The organism is Calidifontibacillus oryziterrae, assembly GCF_000331575.1.
Classification (GTDB): Bacteria; Bacillota; Bacilli; order Bacillales; family Bacillaceae_J; genus Calidifontibacillus_A; species Calidifontibacillus_A oryziterrae.
On the sequence record NZ_ANOK01000005.1, the window covers coordinates 1 to 16,245 of the forward strand.

Consider the following 16,245-nt stretch of genomic DNA (forward strand, 5'->3'; position numbering starts at 1 on the left):
CAGCGGCAAAATCTATCATATCATTTTGTTTCGTGGAAGTCAACAACTTTTTTAAAGAAGTTTTTACGCCGTCTCTTTAGCGACATTATTTATTTTACCAATCAACTTCATAGAAGTCAATACTGTTTAATAAATATTTTTAATCGCCTTCTTTCAGGCAGCGACCTTTATAAGATAACATCTGACACTTCTAAAGTCAACATGTTTCTTTAAACATATAATCATTTTTTGATCTCTCTATATTATTATTCTATATTATTATATAGAGGTCTTTATCTTATCCTTATAATCAAAAAAAAACACGTCGCTGCTCTTTTTAAGGAAGCGACGGTCTTTACTATATCATGCACTATATTTTTACGTCAACATTTCATTTTTTACAAGTCAATAATTCTGATAGTTTTAGGAAACGATATATTTTCTTTGATATATATTATTGCTTTTTGTTCCTTCATTTATTACGCGAACGATATTTTTTGATACTAAATATTGAAGAAGGAGACCTACGTCCAAGTTAAAGTCCTCGAGGCTTTTTTCCTGCATTAACTCAGCTATTGTCCAAGGCTCTTCTTTTGATTTCATAATATCAACTATGAAGGAGCTGCCAATCCTTGCACGCGAACTGATGGCAAATTCACTGGCTAACAATAGTAATTCTACCTTTTCTTCTATCGTTTCTGTGCTTTCTACAAGCTCCATATAAAGCTTATACACTTCCGGCTCTATTTTTTTAACCTGTTTCCAGACGGTTACTTCCGGATAAAATCCATGTTCAATAACCGATAGCCTAGCTAAATGATGTAACGCAAGAACCATCTGATTATAAGCATCTAAATATTGTTTCCTCTCATATAAATCTTTTCCGTTTGACCAGCTCCGAATTAATTTCGCAAACTCTATTACAATTTTCCTCTTTCGAAACATCACTGGAAATTGAAGAATTGAATTCCTTAATGCCTCTATATATTGATTACGCTCAAATAAAACGGTCCCATCTAACACCCAATAAAGTAGTCTTCGATTTGAGCCATTAGCTAACCATTCATTAAACTGATTTTCATTAATAATATGAAAAGCAACCTTTTTCTCATCAATATTGTAATGTTCGACTTCATACATAGGCCCTTCGTCGTTCATATTTTTTTCAATTACAATTAATATTGTATCGAAATTGTCTGTTAGAGGACTATTTGCTTTAGCTTTTTCTAATAACAACACCCCTAGTGTTTCGCTACGACTCACTCTTTCTTCATAAATAGGCCGAAGTAACTCGTCCATATAAATGCCCCCATCTACCTTACTCTTTGTTTAAATATCATGACTTTAGTCCCAAATGTTCTCGCTATAAATTATTCTACAAGGGTTAATAAAAAACCTTTTTTCACTATTAATAAGTTTAGATTTAGATTTGATAAACTTAATAATTGTTTATGTGCTATAATTTTCAGTTAGGAGGGAATTGAAATGGGTTTAAAATATTCTAGTAAAATAAATAAAATTCGTACCTTTGCCTTAAGTCTAATATTTCTTGGATTTGCTTTAATGTATGTCGGGATTTTTTTCAAGCAAAACGTTTGGTTAATGTCATTTTTTATTTTTATTGGTTTTCTTTTCATTATTGCTAGTACCATTGTTTACTTCTGGATTGGAATGCTTTCAACAAAAACCGTTCAAGTAAAGTGTCCATCCTGTAACAAAACGACCAAAATGCTTGGCCGCGTAGATCTATGTATGTATTGTAACGAACCACTTACTTTAGATCCAAACCTAGAAGGAAAAGAGTTTGACGAAAGCTATAATAGCAAAAAAAAATAAGCTGAAAGCAGCTCATGCTTTCAGCTTTTTACGTACTTAATGCTTTTGGGTTGTTTTACAATCAGTGCATGTTCCATATACTTCCATTCTATGATGGCTTACTTCAAAGCCTGTCACATGCTCGACTATTGTTTCTACCTCATCCAAGCCAGGGTAGTGAAAATCAACAATCTTGCCGCATTGCTCACAAATGGCATGATAGTGATCTGAGACATTACAATCAAATCGGCTTGAGGAATCACCGTAGGTTAGTTCTCTCACTAATCCGACTTCTTTAAATACCCGCAAATTATTATAGACTGTTGCGACACTCATGTTTGGAAATTTTCCTTCAAGCGCTTTGTAAATCTCATCTGCAGTTGGATGGGTCATTGAATTTAATAGAAATTCTAATATCGCATGACGTTGAGGTGTAATTCGAACTCCAGAACCTTTTAGAGTTTCCATCGCCTCTTGAATACGTACTTCTGCCATCGTCATGCACCTCGCTTTCAAGTATATATTATTACTTTATAATTTTTATAATGTTATAACCATTGTACAATCAGCCGTGTTATATTGTCAATCTGCAAATAAATTTTTCACCACTATCATAGTGGAAATCCCTAAGCGGTACTCATGTTTTTTGTCGCGCTTATTTACCCTTGTTTACAATAATTATTAATTATTGATGTAATCCAAGCTCCTCTTCGTTTAATCGATTATTGACATAGCGAGCGGCAATAAACAAGAAATCTGACAGACGATTTAAGTATGCTACAGCTAATGGATTAACACCTTCACCTATTGCCACCGCCTTCCTCTCTCCTCTTCTTACAATTGTTCTAGCGACATGTAAGGCGGCACCTGCAGGATGACCACTAGGTAATATGAAATTTTTAAGCTGTGGTAATCTTGCATCCCACTTGTCTATCGTTTGTTCTAACTCTGTAATATCATTTTCTTGAACTGACCATTTTACCTCTTTTCCCTGCGGAGTTGCTAGCTCTGCCCCAACATGAAAAAGCTTCGTTTGGATACGATGTAGTATTTCTAGTATTTCCTGCTTCCCATCAAATGTCTCTTTTTTTAAATAGCTTAAAGCTAAGCCAATCATGGAATTGGCCTCATCACAAGTACCATACGCATCTACGCGTGGATCTGTTTTTGATACTCTATCTCCGTAAATTAAAGAAGTCGTCCCTTTGTCCCCTGTTTTCGTATATATTTTCATCAACTAATACCCCCTGTTTAAGTCAATTATATTTTTGTAATTATTCTCACCTTTTAAATATTTTTCTAAATTATATTCAAAAATATCAAAGCCTCTACGTTGATAAAGGGCTGATAATCCCGATAAATGGGGAGTTACGGTTACATTTTCCATCCTCCAAAAAGGATGATCTTCCTTCAACGGTTCAGTCTCAAAAACATCTAAGACCGCATGGGCAATTTCATTTCTCTCCAGCGCATTCATTAATACACTTTCTGCAACAACCGTTCCTCTGCCAATATTGAGAAACACTGCATCATTTTTCATTATGGCAAAATGCTCCTCCTTCAACAGATGAACCGTTTCTGGGGTACTTGGTAGGACGGAGACAATAAAATCACCTTGTTTCAGTGCAGGCTTGATGTCAGCAACCGAATATATTTCATCGATATATTCTGATGGTTTGCCGCTACGATTGATACCAATCGTTTTCATGTTAAATGCTTTTGCCAGCCGAGCTATTTCTGTCCCAATTGCCCCTGCACCAAGTATCGTTATTGTTTTGCCAAATAACTCAATCATTTGGATGGAACGATCCCATATTTCATTTTTCTCGTTTTCTATTAATTGCTTTGTCTTTCTTGAGACTTGAAGCATCATTCCAATTGTATATTCGGCCATAGGTGTTTTATGGATCCCCCTGACATTTGTAACGAGAATTCCTTTTTCTTTAATCGCTTGAAAAGGCATTTTTTCCATGCCAGCGGACAAAACCATAATCCATTTTAAGTTTTTTGCCGTATCAATTAATTGTTCATTTAAATCTTCGCCATATGTAATTAATATTTCCGCGTCCAGTAAATCCTCTTTTGCCTCCTTCATTGCTGTTTTAAAGCAAAAATTTACGTTTGGATATTTTTCTAAAAGCTTCTCCTTAATTGCTGTCTTGACTCTAAATGTTGTCAGTATTTTCAAAAATATCACCTCACAGTTAATTATAGCGTATATAGTGAAAACGTGAAAACGTACAAATAAAAAAAGTGCGAAATACAATCGCACTCGCACTTCAATTTTACCGCTATCATCTGAGGAGGTATGCCCTACAATATAACATACGAAAATAAACTGATTTTTGTATAGGTAATCGCCTGTAATTCGTAAATTTCAGGAGAATGATAAGCCGAAGAAAGACGATTCATTACCATTACGCCGGATTCATTATTGATAATAATGTAGTCCTTTCCCTTAATTTAAGCCAAGTTTTCTTTAATAAATTGTAATGCCTCTTCAACATGTCCTTTCACCTTAACTTTGCGCCACTCCTTCACGATCTTGCCTTCTCTGTCAATCACAAAAGTTGAACGTTCAATCCCCATATACTCTTTACCAAAATTTTTCTTTAATTTCCAAACACCGTACGCTTCGGCTGCCTTATTTTCTTCATCTGCTACCAGTAAAAATGGTAAATCATATTTTTCAATAAATTTTTCATGGCGGTTCAGTGGATCAGGACTCACGCCTATAATAACAGTATTTAACCCAGCAAAGCTTTCATGATGATCGCGAAAGTCGCACGCCTCGGTCGTGCACCCCGGCGTCATATCCTTTGGATAGAAATACAACACGACGTTTTTTCCTTGAAAATCAGATAATTTTATTAATTCACCATTACTTGCCGGAAGCTCAAAATCCGGTGCCATCTGACCAATATCAACTGCCATCTCAAAACCTCCATTGTTGTTTTACAAATACAATATCTAACAATACCATATTTTTCAAATATTAACTGAGAAGCTTTACTCATTCATTAAATATTGACTACTCGGTGTTCAGCGTTTTCGTTATCTAATAATATCTCCGACTTCTGTTCGCAGACTGCGTACGTGTATGAATGGTTGCTTTTTTTATCGAATACGCCTCCTCCATTTCTAAAAAAGACCTCATAACAAAGGCGATTGGTAACATATAACCTATTAGCGCTTCGATAATTGCAATCCACCTTCCGATACCAATAGGAGTAATGTCGCCATAGCCAACAGAAAACATCGTAATGGCGCTAAAATACATGCCTGTTGATAATAGCTGTAGAAACTGCCCTGCCACTAATTGACCCGCTTCAACCAATATCGGCTTCCCGGTCACGATGATCACAGCGTACATACATCCAAAACCAACTAAAATGATTATATAAGTTAATAGTAAAACAACGAAGTATTCGAACGGTAAAAACCGTAGCTTTCTTAAATGGGTTTTATGATCTGTCCATATCCATTTCAGGCTTTTATAAATGATAAAAACAATCATAATTATGCTAAAAAGGACCACCCTATTTTGCACCACCTTTTCATTATTTATATGAAGAAGTTGTCCAAAATAGAAATTAATTCCTTTGGCTAGTATTTGGCGAAAATAAAAGTTTTGTCTTTTTAAATATATTTTTACAAATGTAAAATGCAGTTTTTTTTCTAAAAGTTAATTGATAAGATTAAGCTAGACTACATAAGGAGGCAATATAATGCAATTCAACAAGTCAGAGAAATTGTATTCAGATGCGCTAGAACATATTGTAGGTGGAGTAAATAGTCCTTCTCGATCATTTAAAGCTGTTGGTGGTGGCGCACCTGTTTTTATGGAACGGGCAAAAGGTGCCTACTTCTGGGATGTTGACGGTAATCGCTACATCGATTATTTAGCTGCATACGGACCAATTATTACTGGACATGCACATCCCCATATTACAAAAGCAATTACTAAAGCTGCTGAAAACGGCGTGTTGTACGGAACACCAACTGAGCTCGAAGTTCAATTTGCCAAAATGTTGAAGGATGCGATCCCTTCACTTGAGAAAATTCGCTTTACAAACTCGGGAACAGAAGCTGTTATGACAACCATTCGCGTTGCAAGAGCGTATACAAACCGTGATAAAATTATTAAATTTGCCGGCTGTTACCATGGTCACTCAGACTTAGTATTAGTGGCTGCAGGATCAGGCCCATCTACATTAGGAACACCTGATTCTGCTGGTGTACCGAAAAGTATTGCCCAGGAAGTAATTACTGTTCCTTTCAATGAAATTGAACCTTTTGAGGAAGCACTGAACAAATGGGGCGACCAAATTGCCGGTGTGCTTGTAGAGCCAATTGTCGGGAACTTCGGTATCGTTGAGCCAAACCCTGGTTTCTTGGAGAAGGTTGTTGAGCTTACCCATCAGCATGGAGCTTTAGTCATTTTCGACGAAGTAATTACTGCCTTCCGCTTCATGTATGGCGGTGCTCAAAACCTGTTAGGAATTGAACCTGATATTACTGCGCTAGGAAAAATTATCGGTGGTGGCTTGCCAATCGGTGCCTATGGGGGACGTAAAGAAATTATGGAGCAGGTGGCGCCATTAGGCCCTGCTTATCAGGCAGGAACAATGGCTGGAAATCCAGCATCAATTTCAGCTGGGATTGCATGTCTCGAAGTTTTACAGGAAGAAGGACTTTATGAAAAACTCGATGAGTTAGGTGAGATTTTAGAGGAGGGTATTTTGACACACGCGAAAACATATAATATCCCGATTACAATTAATCGCTTAAAAGGTGCATTAACGGTTTACTTTACAACGGAAAAGGTTGTAAATTATGCTCAAGCCGAAAATACTGACGGTGAAATGTTCGGCAAGTTTTTCAAGCTGATGCTTCAGCGAGGTATAAACCTAGCGCCTTCAAAATACGAAGCATGGTTTTTAACAATTGCCCATACAGAAGCTGATGTGACGGAAACGCTTCGGGCAGTCGAAGCTTCATTTATGGCGATGAGTAACAAGTAACAACATAGAATATATGAGAAAACGTTAATTTCGTTGTAGAATATATGAGAGTACATTAATTCCGTTGTAGAATATATGAGAAAACGTTAATTCCGTTGTAGAATATATGAGAAAACGTTAATTCCGTTGTAGAATATATGAGAAAACGTTAATTCCGTTGATGTACTAGATGAAATTAAATAAAAGTGTTTAAAAAAAGCAAAGTGGAAGAAAAATTTCACTTTGCTCTTTTATTGGAGAAAGAAAATTCCTACTTTTCGATCCTCAATATAAAAATAATCTAAAAATATTAAAGATCAACTACAGAAATAAGCTATTATTTTATATTATCAATCATTACAATTATTATTGAGAATGGTTATTGTCCTATATGAACATTTTATTGTCGCAATTCGGATTTTATTTGCCCAGCTTAATACTTTATTGTCCTGAATCGGACATTTATTGTCCGACTGCCACTATTTGGAAAACGAAATGTACATGAACTCATTCGCCGCCTCGACTGCCACTATTTGGAATACGAAATGTACATGCACTCAATTACCACCTCGACTGCCACTATTTGGAAAACGAAATGTACATGAACTCATTTACCGTCTCGACTACCACTATTCGGTAAATACAATGCGCTCACACTCATTTACCGTCTCGACTGCCACTATTCGGTAAATACAATGCACACACACTCATTCGCCGCCTCGACTGCCACTATTTGGAAAATACAATGCGCTCACACTCATTTACCGTCTCGACTGCCACTATTTGGAAAATACAATGCACAAATTTACCTTACACTACATCCATCTTCAGTTTCAGGCACATCATCCAATTGTTGCACCTTAAACAAGTTGTAATAGCTGCCCTCAAGCTGCATTAATTCTTCATGAGTCCCTACTTCTTTTATTTCACCATACTCAATCAACACGATACGATCTGCATGGGTGATCGTAGCTAAGCGATGGGCAACAATGAACGTTGTCCGGTTCCTTGCAAGTTTATCTAGCGCCTCTTGAATGAGATGCTCGCTTTCCAAATCCAGTGCTGATGTTGCTTCATCTAATATTAATAATGGTGGGTTTTTCAAGAAAACACGGGCGATCGCCACGCGTTGCTTTTGTCCCCCAGAAAGCTTCACGCCCCGTTCGCCAACCTTCGTATCATAACCGTTTGGTAGCTCCATAATAAATTCGTGAGCATTGGCAGCCTTCGCTGCGGCAATCACTTCTTCATCTGTTGCATTTGGATTACCCATTAATATATTCATTTTTACAGAATCACTAAACAAAATATTATCTTGAAGCACCATACCGATTTTATCGCGTAAGGATCTCGCTCTAAAGTCACGTATATCAATACCATCTAATTTAATCGAGCCTGAGGTTACATCATAAAAGCGTGGGATAAGGCTTACTAATGTAGATTTGCCACCGCCGCTCATCCCAACCAACGCAATTGTTTCTCCCGGTTGTACGTCTAAGGAAATATCCTTTAACACCATTGTTTCCTCGTCATTATATTGAAAGCTTACATTTTCAATTGTCACATTCCCCTTAACCTCTTTTAGTTCAATCGCATTTGGCTTATCGACAATATCATACTTCTCATCTATAAATTCAAACATTCGATCCATTGATGCCAGCGACTGTGTTAACGTAGTTGAAGAGTTCACTAGGCGCCGCAAAGGGTTATATAGCTTATCCATATAAGAAACAAACACAACCATTGTTCCTATTGATAAATTTCCGGTAATCACCTCATACCCTGAAAAAGCAATAACAATTAACGGTGCGATATCAGCAATCGTATTCACGACAGCAAATGTTTTGGCATTCCAGCTCGTATGTGCCAAAGCTTTATTTAGAAAATTTTTATTTTGCTTATTAAAAAGCGTTTGTTCATGCTCCTCTAATGCAAAGCTGCGAATCACCGGTACGCCTTGAACTCGTTCATGCAAATGGCCTTGTACTTCAGCCAAAGCCTGTGAGCGCACTCGCGTTAATTGCCGCAAGCGTCCATAAAAATATTTGACCGAAAATCCATAAAGTGGAAAAAGCATCATTGCAATCAGTGTAAGTTTTACATCAAGCGTAAACAAAATGGCTAACGCAATAAAAATGGTTAACGTATCAAGCCAAATATTCATTAACCCAGTAACAACAAATGACTTTGTTTGTTCAACATCATTTATAACTCGTGAGATCACCTCACCGGTTTTTGTGTTTGAGTAATAGCGCAAGCTTAGCTTTTGGATATGGGAAAAAAGCTGATCGCGGATATCATATAAGATTTTACTTGCTGTCCATTGGGCATAATATTGACGGTAATATTCAATAGGCGGGCGCAAAACTAAAAATATAAGGAATGCAATTCCCATAATTAGAAATAGTTGATGCACTTTTTCATCAACAGTTAAAGTTTCATTCGGGATAATATCATCTAGTACATATTTTAAAAATAACGGCATTAATAAAGGGATCCCAAATTTTAAAAGTCCGATAATTATCGTTAAAATAATCTTCGATTTATAAGGACCTACGAACTTTAAATATCTCTTTATACTATCCAATCTGTACACCACCTAGTAGGTAATAACGATTCACGTGCTATTTACACCTTAAAAAAACTACCTTAAAAAAACTAGGCTTCCTTTATTTTTGAACGGAAGCCTCTAAATCATGTATTTTAAAAACCTTCTGCTATCATGTCTAGGTAATTATCCCAACTAGTTCTAAATACTACATCAAAAGCATTATTTACATCTAAAGCATTTAAGAACGATAAGTTAAGTACCTCTCATACCAGTTATCAACAAAATCCGGTGCAAACGGACCTTTCCGTCCGCGAATCCAACGAATTAAATCATCCATATTTTTCTTCAATATATAATCAATTTCATCTGGATAATTCATTTGCTTACTATGTATTTTATACTCATCCTCATCTAAAATACTAAAAGTCATATCCGGAAAAACCTTTATATCTAAATCATAATCAATATATTTAAGTATGTTGCGGTCCCATGCAAATGGTGAGCTTAAATTACAATAGTAATAAATACCATCGTCCCGTAACATCCCAATAATATTAAACCAATGCTTGGCGTGAAAATAACAAATCGCCGGTTCGCGTGTTATCCATGTTCTTCCATCAGCTTCCATAACTAGCGTTCGATCATTCGCACCGATTGCAACAGAACGGGTCCCCTTCAATAAAGTAGTTTCTTCCCAAATACGGTGTACATTCCCGCTATGCTTATAGCTTTGTATTTGAATTTTATCTCCTTCTTTGGGAATAAACATACGATCTTCCTTTCTCACCTTAAACCTACTATAATAAATCGGCAACCGTCGCATAACTTCCTTAAGATGATTACTTAAACGTAAATGCTTGAATAAATGAAAAAAGAGCTACCTCTTATCTTTATTGTGGTACTACTTAATTTTAGCTATAACCTATTTTTCTATTATATTATTATAACGGTTCAGTGCTTAATTTAAAACTATTGTGTATGAGAAAAACACGTATTTTGCCCAAAATCACAATTTATGATGGTTTTTAAACCTTATTAAAGCAAAAAAACATTCCCCTCCTTAGATATAAGGAAGGGAATGCTTCCAGTACTGAATGTCAGATTATGAATTCTGACTTTTGTTTTGCTCTGCTTGAGCGTTTTGTTGTCTTACTTGTTGTGCATTTGTTTCACTAGCAAATTCAGTTCCGAATTGCCCTGCACTACCAGCAGACTTTGCATTTTGTTGTCTCACTTGTTGAATGTTAGTCCCAGATTGAGAGTTCTTAGCCATCGTTTGGCACCTCCATCAAATTTGCTAAGTCAAGTACTAGGGAGTACTCCTTGACTTGCACAAATTTATTTTGTGCCGTAATTCATTTTCTATGCAGAAAAATTTCGTTTATCGAAATTAGCTGGGTGTTGAGCTTAATTTTTAACATTTATCCATGCATCACCGAACCATGTAAATATATGGTACCAGCTGCCAACCTGTTCAAATGCTTTTACCGTTTGGGGACTAACCTCACCACTATATGCTCCATTAGGTCTCGTATATAACGTAGTTTGTTTTGTTAAAACAAGCTTCTTCTCTACTTGATTCAATTCCCCAACTACCGTTGCCTCTTTTGTAATCCAAGCATCACCAAGCCAAGTGCGAATATGATAAAACCCCGTGTCCGTTTCCTCAAAAACCTTCACTACTTGTGGAGAGGAAATCATGGCACCGAAGCTGTTACTATACCTTGATGGCTTCGTAAAAAGCTCCTTATCCAAAAAGATCGTGACATTCTTGTTACCTTTTATAATCTCCGGTAGCTTCAGTTCGTACCCATTTTCTTTAGCTAAATCCTCAAAATCCTTTTTCTCATTTACTATAACGACTTGAATACCTGTTGAAATTTGGTCAAAAAGCCAGCGAACATCATCGTTATGCATCCGAACACAGCCGTCACTAATATATTTCCCTATACTACTTTCGTTATTATTACCGTGAATTCCATATACATTGCCCCACGTTCCAGGCACACTTAAACCAAGCCAACGATCTCCTAACGGATTATTCGGTGACCCACCTGGTATATTTTTCTTATAATAAGGACGATTTTTTATTTTTTTTAGAACTGTAAATGTACCTTCTGGTGTATAAGTCATTTTTCTTCCCGTTGCAACATCAAAGACTTTGACTACTTGGCCTTCATCGAAAAAAGCTAATTTATTTGTAGCCTTATTAATGATAATCATGGAATTATTTTCTGCAGCGGCTGTCTTCGTTAAAGAAGGGAAAAGTAATACAAGACACAAGCATATAATCAAAATGAAAAAGGCTCTTTTTCTTACCATCTCTTATTCCCCCCAGCTTAGATTAAAGTAATGGTCCTCAACGACCCAAATCTAATCTATGCATAGGGACTTGTAGTGTTTCTATCTGTAAAGAAAAATTATTTTAGTTCACATTCAACTCTATCTTTAGTTTCTCAATAATTTTTTGAAAGGATACCGGAAAAGCATATTCACTTACCTCATGTAAATAAACAAAGCGCTCGTTATCAGTAGGCTCGAACTTAGATGTTGTTGCTCCACGATAAACGGCAATGTCCCAAAGCAAATGAGAAAACTCATGCTTTAAATTCATAACATAATCAATTCCTTTTAACTTTACCCGATATTTATCATTTATGAATTTTACGAGCTGCTCCTGTTGACTGAGTAACACGGGGGAAATTCCCATTTCAAAATTTGGAAACTCCCATAAATTGGCTAACAAGCCTGTATTGGGCCGTTTTCGAATAAGAATTTTTCCTTCGTCATTCTTAATAATACCAACAATTAATACAACGTCCTTTATTGCTTTTTTCCTAGATTTAATAGGCAATTCATCTTGAACTCCTTCTTGAAAAGCTAAGCAATGCTGTTGAACAGGGCATAACAAACAAGATGGAGATTTCGGCGTACATACAATTGCTCCTAATTCCATCAAACCTTGGTTAAATTCTGATGGTTGTTCATGGGAAATGATTTCTCGAATGACTGATTCGATAATTTTCCTTGTTTTTGGTTTCGCAATATCGTCCCATAAAGAAAGAATGCGCGATAGAACACGCATCACGTTCCCGTCAACGGCAGGCTCCGGAATCCCATATGCAATGCTTAAAATTGCCCCTTGTGTATACGGGCCAACCCCTTTTAGCTTTGAAATTTCCTCAACATTATTCGGAACTTTACCACCATATTCTGACACAACTTCCTTTACAGCCGCTTGAAGATTTCTTGCTCTTGAGTAATAGCCTAATCCTTCCCAAGCCTTAATAACTTGATCTTCATCAGCTTCTGCCAACGCTTCAATAGTTGGAAATTTTTCAAGAAAATTTTTATAATATGGAATTACCGTTTCTACTCTTGTTTGTTGTAGCATTATTTCAGAAACCCATATTTTATAAGGATCTTTATCGATTCGCCATGGTAAATCACGTTGTTCACGAAGGAACCATGTAATAAGATCATTCTGAAACTTGTGTTTATTAAAATTTTTTAAATTAATATGCACGTTTGCTCCCCCATGGTGGTAAAATTTAAAGTATAAAGCTTTTCCAGTTTATTTATTATTGAGTTCAAATAAATCATTACTTTTGAAGTATAATACAATTGAACTTATTTGTTTGCTACTTTTATCGACTTAGTTCAAGCACTGTTGAAGGTTTGCTAGCTAATCATTATACAAATTTTACTATAGGAGGCTAAGCTCATGGATACTGGAACTCATGTTGTCATGGGGATTGCACTTGGTGGTATCGCAACCCTTGACCCAGTTGTTGCGAATCATGAACTTACCGCACAAGCCATTATGATTGGAACAATAATCGGCTCGCAAGCTCCTGATTTGGACACTGTATTAAAGCTGAAAAATAATGCTAAATATATTCGGAATCATCGCGGAATTACTCATTCAATCCCAGCTGTGATGTTTTGGCCTCTATTAATCACTGGTGGTATTTACCTCTTTGCACCAGAGTCCAATTTGCTGCATCTTTGGCTTTGGACTTTTCTAGCTGTAATATTTCACGTTTTTGTAGATATTTTCAATGCATATGGAACACAGGCTTTACGACCATTTACAAAAAAATGGATTGCTCTTGGCGTGATCAATACGTTTGATCCTTACATTTTCTTCGCCCATGTAATCGGAATTGCGATTTGGCGACTTGGTGCTCAGCCAGGAATTACATTTGTTGGTGTCTATATCGTATTAATAGGGTATTATATTGCCCGCTATTACTCGAAGAATAATATTATAAGGAAAGTAAAAGCAAAAATTCCAAATACAACTCAAATTATCATTTCACCAACATACCGATTAGCCCAATGGCACATAGCTATTTCAACTAAAACAAGATTTTATGTAGCAAGGGCCATCAATGGAGAAGTGAATATTTTAGATGAGTTTGAAAAAATTCCAATTCCCGACACACCTGTTATGAAGGCAGCTCTTAAGGATGATAATTTATCCGCCTTTCTGTCGTTTTCGCCTGTCTATCGTTGGGAAATTGATGAATATAATGACCATCATGAGGTTCGATTTATTGATTTAAGATACCGTAGTAAAGGGTACTATCCGTTTGTAGCGGTTGTCCAGCTCGATCAATCCCTAAATATTGTAAGCTCATACACTGGCTGGATATTTAGTGAAGAAAAGCTATTTAAAAAGCTGGAAATTGTGCCGGAATAATTACTTACTCAGTATTTAATTACTTCTTCATCAATCAATAATTAGTTACCAATCAATAATTAGTTACCAATCAATAATTAGTTACCAAGCAATAATTAGTTAGTTAGCAGTAATTAGTTATTTAGAATGGAGCAGCTTTAAATTATATTATTTTTACTAGTTTGGAATCTTTTTTACGCTGTGAGCCCTTCATAAGCTTTTTGTTTTAACTCATACTAATAGTGAATGTTCTTAAGCATTCGGACATTCATCACTGTTTAAGGAGGGTTCTAAATGGTACGCAACAAAGTAAACAATTTTCCTCCTCGCATGAGCTTTGACGGTGAACCACGTGCTAAAGAAGAATATTCTTCGTTACGTGCAAATGGACAAATTAATACAACACCGCAAAAGCGTATGCGGAGCTCAAACGAAGAAGCACGTAAATAGGCTGCCTTACAACTCAACATGGCTAGATTTATCAAAAAATGCTGAAATGGCGCTTGATTTCAAGAACTAGCATATAGGCCAATCGAGATATGAGGAGGATGATTTTTATGTCTAAACGAACGAAGTTCAAGCAGCATATATATCAAAATCCTTTTCAAAGCCCACACGCAAATCCAAAACATGCTTATCACCAAGTAAATGGTGAAACGAGGCGTACCGTAAACTTGATTATCCTAGAGCACGAAACAAGAAAACGTTCCTAACCAACCATTATAATGGCTACCTTCCGCTTTCTTTAGCGGACAATTATGAAAGGGGCTTGCTCACTATGGTACAACATTTACTGCAGGAATTACCCGCTGAAGTGTTTGACCAATGGTGCTCGCCCCTTTTGTGTTGTCAGCTTCATTGAAAAAATTAAATTCGCCTTAATAACGAAATCGGGATTCCTTCCTCCTGTTTGTTCCCATCTCTTTTTCCCCATGCAAACACACCATTCATATAATCAATCTTGAAGTGAACACCTGGTGCTCCTTCAATCTCATATACTTCGCCGACATGAAAATCACTTGGATCTAAAAGATACGCTTTCGCCATAGCAATTTTTCTTTCATATACAGCAAACTCATTAACCATGCCAAGCTGTTCAGCTTTTCTAGCTTTCTCATGTAAATGACTTATTTCTTGATTTAACTCATACTCTGTCATAGTACTATATCGTTTTTCCATTACCCCACCCCATATTTCTTTAGCAAAGCGCTATGTAGTGCTAACCTTTACAACCATAAGTATAGATTATTTCTAGCACCGATCCAAATCATAACTTTTGGAAAAGCTGTTAACTTTGATTTCTGGAGAAAATACTCTATCAAGAAATGAACCGATCCAAATCATAACTTTTGGAAAAGCTGTTAACCTTCGTGTTCGTCCATCTCAATTTTATGAATAAATTTTTCAATGTCATCGCTGCTAAATCCACGTTGATACAAAAATTGTTTTATTTTTTGCTTTAGCTCCCAGCCCTCGTATTTGCTACTGTATTTTTTGAGAGCCTTCTCACCTTGTTTCGTCACTGCTTTTTCAAGTTGTTCGTCGTCTGTAGCAATCTTCACTTGACTAATAGCTGTTTGAACAATTTCCTGGGAAAAACCTTTATTAAATAACGCTTGACTCATGTTTTTCTTTATTTGATACTCAGACAAATTTTTGTTCTTACCAAAATTTTTCTCAGCAAACTTACCGGCAATTTCTAGCTGTTTTTCCTCCGAAAACTCTTTTAATGCTTCCGTAATAGTATCTTCTGAAACGCCTTTTCGATAAAGCTCTTGTTTTATTAGCGCTGGCCCCTTTGTTGATGTGCCAATTCTTGAGCGAACAAAGGCCGTCGCAAACTCTAAATCATTCACAAAATTAAGCTTCCGTAGCCGTACTATTACAGAGCTAATAATATCATGCTCAAATGATTTCCCAACTAAATAATCCTCAATTTCTTTCTTAGATCTCATTCGAAAAGATAAAAAATGAAGTGCCAAATTAAAAGCTTTCTTTATTTCATCTTTATGAAGAATTTTGTTGAGCTCTTCTTCCGTGTATGTATTCCCTTTGCGAAGCTGAAATTCAATATATACATCTTGGTCTACACTAAATCCATACTCTTCGCCATTCCCACGATCAATATAGATGTTAAACCTTTCTGCATTATTTTTTTGGGTTGTAATCCTGACAATCTTTATCACAACTACTCCTCCCAACTTTTTCATGAA

The 16,245-nt window shown here is 36.3% G+C and carries 17 protein-coding genes and 1 pseudogene; 5 read left to right on the forward strand and 13 right to left on the reverse strand.

What is annotated here, in order from left to right; translation table 11 throughout:
* Positions 1-402: 402 nt before the first annotated feature.
* Positions 403-1,278 carry a nucleotidyltransferase-like protein gene (locus D612_RS0104555; RefSeq protein ID WP_017754305.1) on the reverse strand — a complete coding sequence of 292 codons (876 nt, stop codon included), beginning with the start codon at positions 1,276-1,278 and terminating at the stop codon, positions 403-405.
* 186 nt (positions 1,279-1,464) lie between these two features.
* Between D612_RS0104555 and D612_RS0104560 the strand changes: the two genes are divergently transcribed.
* Complete coding sequence (locus tag D612_RS0104560) at positions 1,465-1,815, forward strand: YgzB family protein (RefSeq protein ID WP_017754306.1); 351 nt, start codon at positions 1,465-1,467, stop codon at positions 1,813-1,815.
* Between the two features lie 36 nt (positions 1,816-1,851).
* On the opposite strand, the gene perR is transcribed toward D612_RS0104560, so the two are convergent.
* From perR to D612_RS17860, 5 genes are all read right to left on the reverse strand, one after another.
* Positions 1,852-2,289 carry a peroxide-responsive transcriptional repressor PerR gene (gene perR, locus D612_RS0104565; RefSeq protein WP_017754307.1) on the reverse strand — a complete coding sequence of 146 codons (438 nt, stop codon included), beginning with the start codon at positions 2,287-2,289 and terminating at the stop codon, positions 1,852-1,854.
* A 190-nt stretch (positions 2,290-2,479) separates the two neighbouring features.
* Positions 2,480-3,028 (reverse strand): cob(I)yrinic acid a,c-diamide adenosyltransferase, encoded by a 549-nt coding sequence (locus tag D612_RS0104570; protein ID WP_026092394.1) that lies wholly within the window; start codon positions 3,026-3,028, stop codon positions 2,480-2,482.
* 3 nt (positions 3,029-3,031) lie between these two features.
* Positions 3,032-3,982, reverse strand: coding sequence for a D-2-hydroxyacid dehydrogenase (locus tag D612_RS0104575; RefSeq protein WP_017754309.1), 951 nt, complete (start codon positions 3,980-3,982; stop codon positions 3,032-3,034).
* Positions 3,983-4,257: 275 nt separating this feature from the next.
* Positions 4,258-4,728: a thioredoxin-dependent thiol peroxidase gene (bcp, locus tag D612_RS0104580; protein ID WP_017754310.1), complete on the reverse strand. Its 471-nt coding sequence runs from the start codon at positions 4,726-4,728 to the stop codon at positions 4,258-4,260.
* 124 nt (positions 4,729-4,852) lie between these two features.
* Positions 4,853-5,332, reverse strand: coding sequence for a potassium channel family protein (locus D612_RS17860; protein WP_017754311.1), 480 nt, complete (start codon positions 5,330-5,332; stop codon positions 4,853-4,855).
* 190 nt (positions 5,333-5,522) lie between these two features.
* On the opposite strand from D612_RS17860, the gene D612_RS0104590 reads away from it, so the two are divergent.
* The gene (locus D612_RS0104590; RefSeq protein WP_017754312.1) at positions 5,523-6,818 is read left to right on the forward strand and encodes a glutamate-1-semialdehyde 2,1-aminomutase; all 1,296 of its coding nucleotides are present in this window, start codon (positions 5,523-5,525) and stop codon (positions 6,816-6,818) included.
* 784 nt (positions 6,819-7,602) lie between these two features.
* On the opposite strand, the gene D612_RS0104595 is transcribed toward D612_RS0104590, so the two are convergent.
* The 5 genes and pseudogenes from D612_RS0104595 to mutY form a co-directional block, all read right to left on the reverse strand.
* The gene (locus D612_RS0104595) at positions 7,603-9,384 is read right to left on the reverse strand and encodes an ABC transporter ATP-binding protein (RefSeq protein WP_017754313.1); all 1,782 of its coding nucleotides are present in this window, start codon (positions 9,382-9,384) and stop codon (positions 7,603-7,605) included.
* A gap of 202 nt (positions 9,385-9,586) precedes the next feature.
* Positions 9,587-10,117, reverse strand: a complete 531-nt coding sequence (gene ntdP, locus D612_RS0104600; protein WP_017754314.1) for a nucleoside tri-diphosphate phosphatase — start codon at positions 10,115-10,117, stop codon at positions 9,587-9,589.
* A 333-nt stretch (positions 10,118-10,450) separates the two neighbouring features.
* Positions 10,451-10,603: pseudogene (locus tag D612_RS0104605) on the reverse strand (gamma-type small acid-soluble spore protein); the annotation flags it as partial.
* A gap of 152 nt (positions 10,604-10,755) precedes the next feature.
* The gene (locus D612_RS0104610; protein WP_017754316.1) at positions 10,756-11,670 is read right to left on the reverse strand and encodes a L,D-transpeptidase; all 915 of its coding nucleotides are present in this window, start codon (positions 11,668-11,670) and stop codon (positions 10,756-10,758) included.
* 103 nt (positions 11,671-11,773) lie between these two features.
* Positions 11,774-12,874 (reverse strand): A/G-specific adenine glycosylase, encoded by a 1,101-nt coding sequence (mutY, locus tag D612_RS0104615; protein ID WP_017754317.1) that lies wholly within the window; start codon positions 12,872-12,874, stop codon positions 11,774-11,776.
* Positions 12,875-13,072: 198 nt separating this feature from the next.
* Between mutY and D612_RS0104620 the strand changes: the two genes are divergently transcribed.
* The 3 genes from D612_RS0104620 (at position 13,073) to D612_RS18955 (ending at position 14,745) form a co-directional block, all read left to right on the forward strand.
* Positions 13,073-14,053, forward strand: coding sequence for a metal-dependent hydrolase (locus D612_RS0104620; RefSeq protein WP_017754318.1), 981 nt, complete (start codon positions 13,073-13,075; stop codon positions 14,051-14,053).
* A 273-nt stretch (positions 14,054-14,326) separates the two neighbouring features.
* The gene (sspK, locus tag D612_RS0104625; protein ID WP_017754319.1) at positions 14,327-14,482 is read left to right on the forward strand and encodes a small acid-soluble spore protein K; all 156 of its coding nucleotides are present in this window, start codon (positions 14,327-14,329) and stop codon (positions 14,480-14,482) included.
* A 107-nt stretch (positions 14,483-14,589) separates the two neighbouring features.
* A complete protein-coding gene (locus D612_RS18955) occupies positions 14,590-14,745 on the forward strand; it encodes a YpzG family protein (protein ID WP_017754320.1) in 156 nt (51 codons plus the stop codon).
* 154 nt (positions 14,746-14,899) lie between these two features.
* Here D612_RS18955 and D612_RS0104635 read toward each other — a convergent pair whose 3' ends face one another.
* Both D612_RS0104635 and recX read right to left on the reverse strand, forming a co-directional pair.
* Complete coding sequence (locus D612_RS0104635; RefSeq protein ID WP_017754321.1) at positions 14,900-15,211, reverse strand: YfhH family protein; 312 nt, start codon at positions 15,209-15,211, stop codon at positions 14,900-14,902.
* A 182-nt stretch (positions 15,212-15,393) separates the two neighbouring features.
* The gene (recX, locus tag D612_RS0104640) at positions 15,394-16,218 is read right to left on the reverse strand and encodes a recombination regulator RecX (RefSeq protein ID WP_017754322.1); all 825 of its coding nucleotides are present in this window, start codon (positions 16,216-16,218) and stop codon (positions 15,394-15,396) included.
* Between the last annotated feature and the right edge of the window lie 27 nt (positions 16,219-16,245).

What these genes read in the sequence shown, in the direction of transcription:
- D612_RS0104555 (WP_017754305.1), bottom strand. Translation starts at nt 1,278, where the DNA reads ATGGACGAGTTACTTCGGCCTATTTATGAAGAAAGAGTGAGTCGTAGC.
- D612_RS0104560 (WP_017754306.1), top strand. Translation starts at nt 1,465, where the DNA reads ATGGGTTTAAAATATTCTAGTAAAATAAATAAAATTCGTACCTTTGCC.
- perR (WP_017754307.1), bottom strand. Translation starts at nt 2,289, where the DNA reads ATGGCAGAAGTACGTATTCAAGAGGCGATGGAAACTCTAAAAGGTTCT.
- D612_RS0104570 (WP_026092394.1), bottom strand. Translation starts at nt 3,028, where the DNA reads ATGAAAATATATACGAAAACAGGGGACAAAGGGACGACTTCTTTAATT.
- bcp (WP_017754310.1), bottom strand. Translation starts at nt 4,728, where the DNA reads ATGGCAGTTGATATTGGTCAGATGGCACCGGATTTTGAGCTTCCGGCA.
- D612_RS0104590 (WP_017754312.1), top strand. Translation starts at nt 5,523, where the DNA reads ATGCAATTCAACAAGTCAGAGAAATTGTATTCAGATGCGCTAGAACAT.
- ntdP (WP_017754314.1), bottom strand. Translation starts at nt 10,117, where the DNA reads ATGTTTATTCCCAAAGAAGGAGATAAAATTCAAATACAAAGCTATAAG.
- D612_RS0104610 (WP_017754316.1), bottom strand. Translation starts at nt 11,670, where the DNA reads ATGGTAAGAAAAAGAGCCTTTTTCATTTTGATTATATGCTTGTGTCTT.
- D612_RS0104620 (WP_017754318.1), top strand. Translation starts at nt 13,073, where the DNA reads ATGGATACTGGAACTCATGTTGTCATGGGGATTGCACTTGGTGGTATC.
- sspK (WP_017754319.1), top strand. Translation starts at nt 14,327, where the DNA reads ATGGTACGCAACAAAGTAAACAATTTTCCTCCTCGCATGAGCTTTGAC.
- D612_RS18955 (WP_017754320.1), top strand. Translation starts at nt 14,590, where the DNA reads ATGTCTAAACGAACGAAGTTCAAGCAGCATATATATCAAAATCCTTTT.
- D612_RS0104635 (WP_017754321.1), bottom strand. Translation starts at nt 15,211, where the DNA reads ATGGAAAAACGATATAGTACTATGACAGAGTATGAGTTAAATCAAGAA.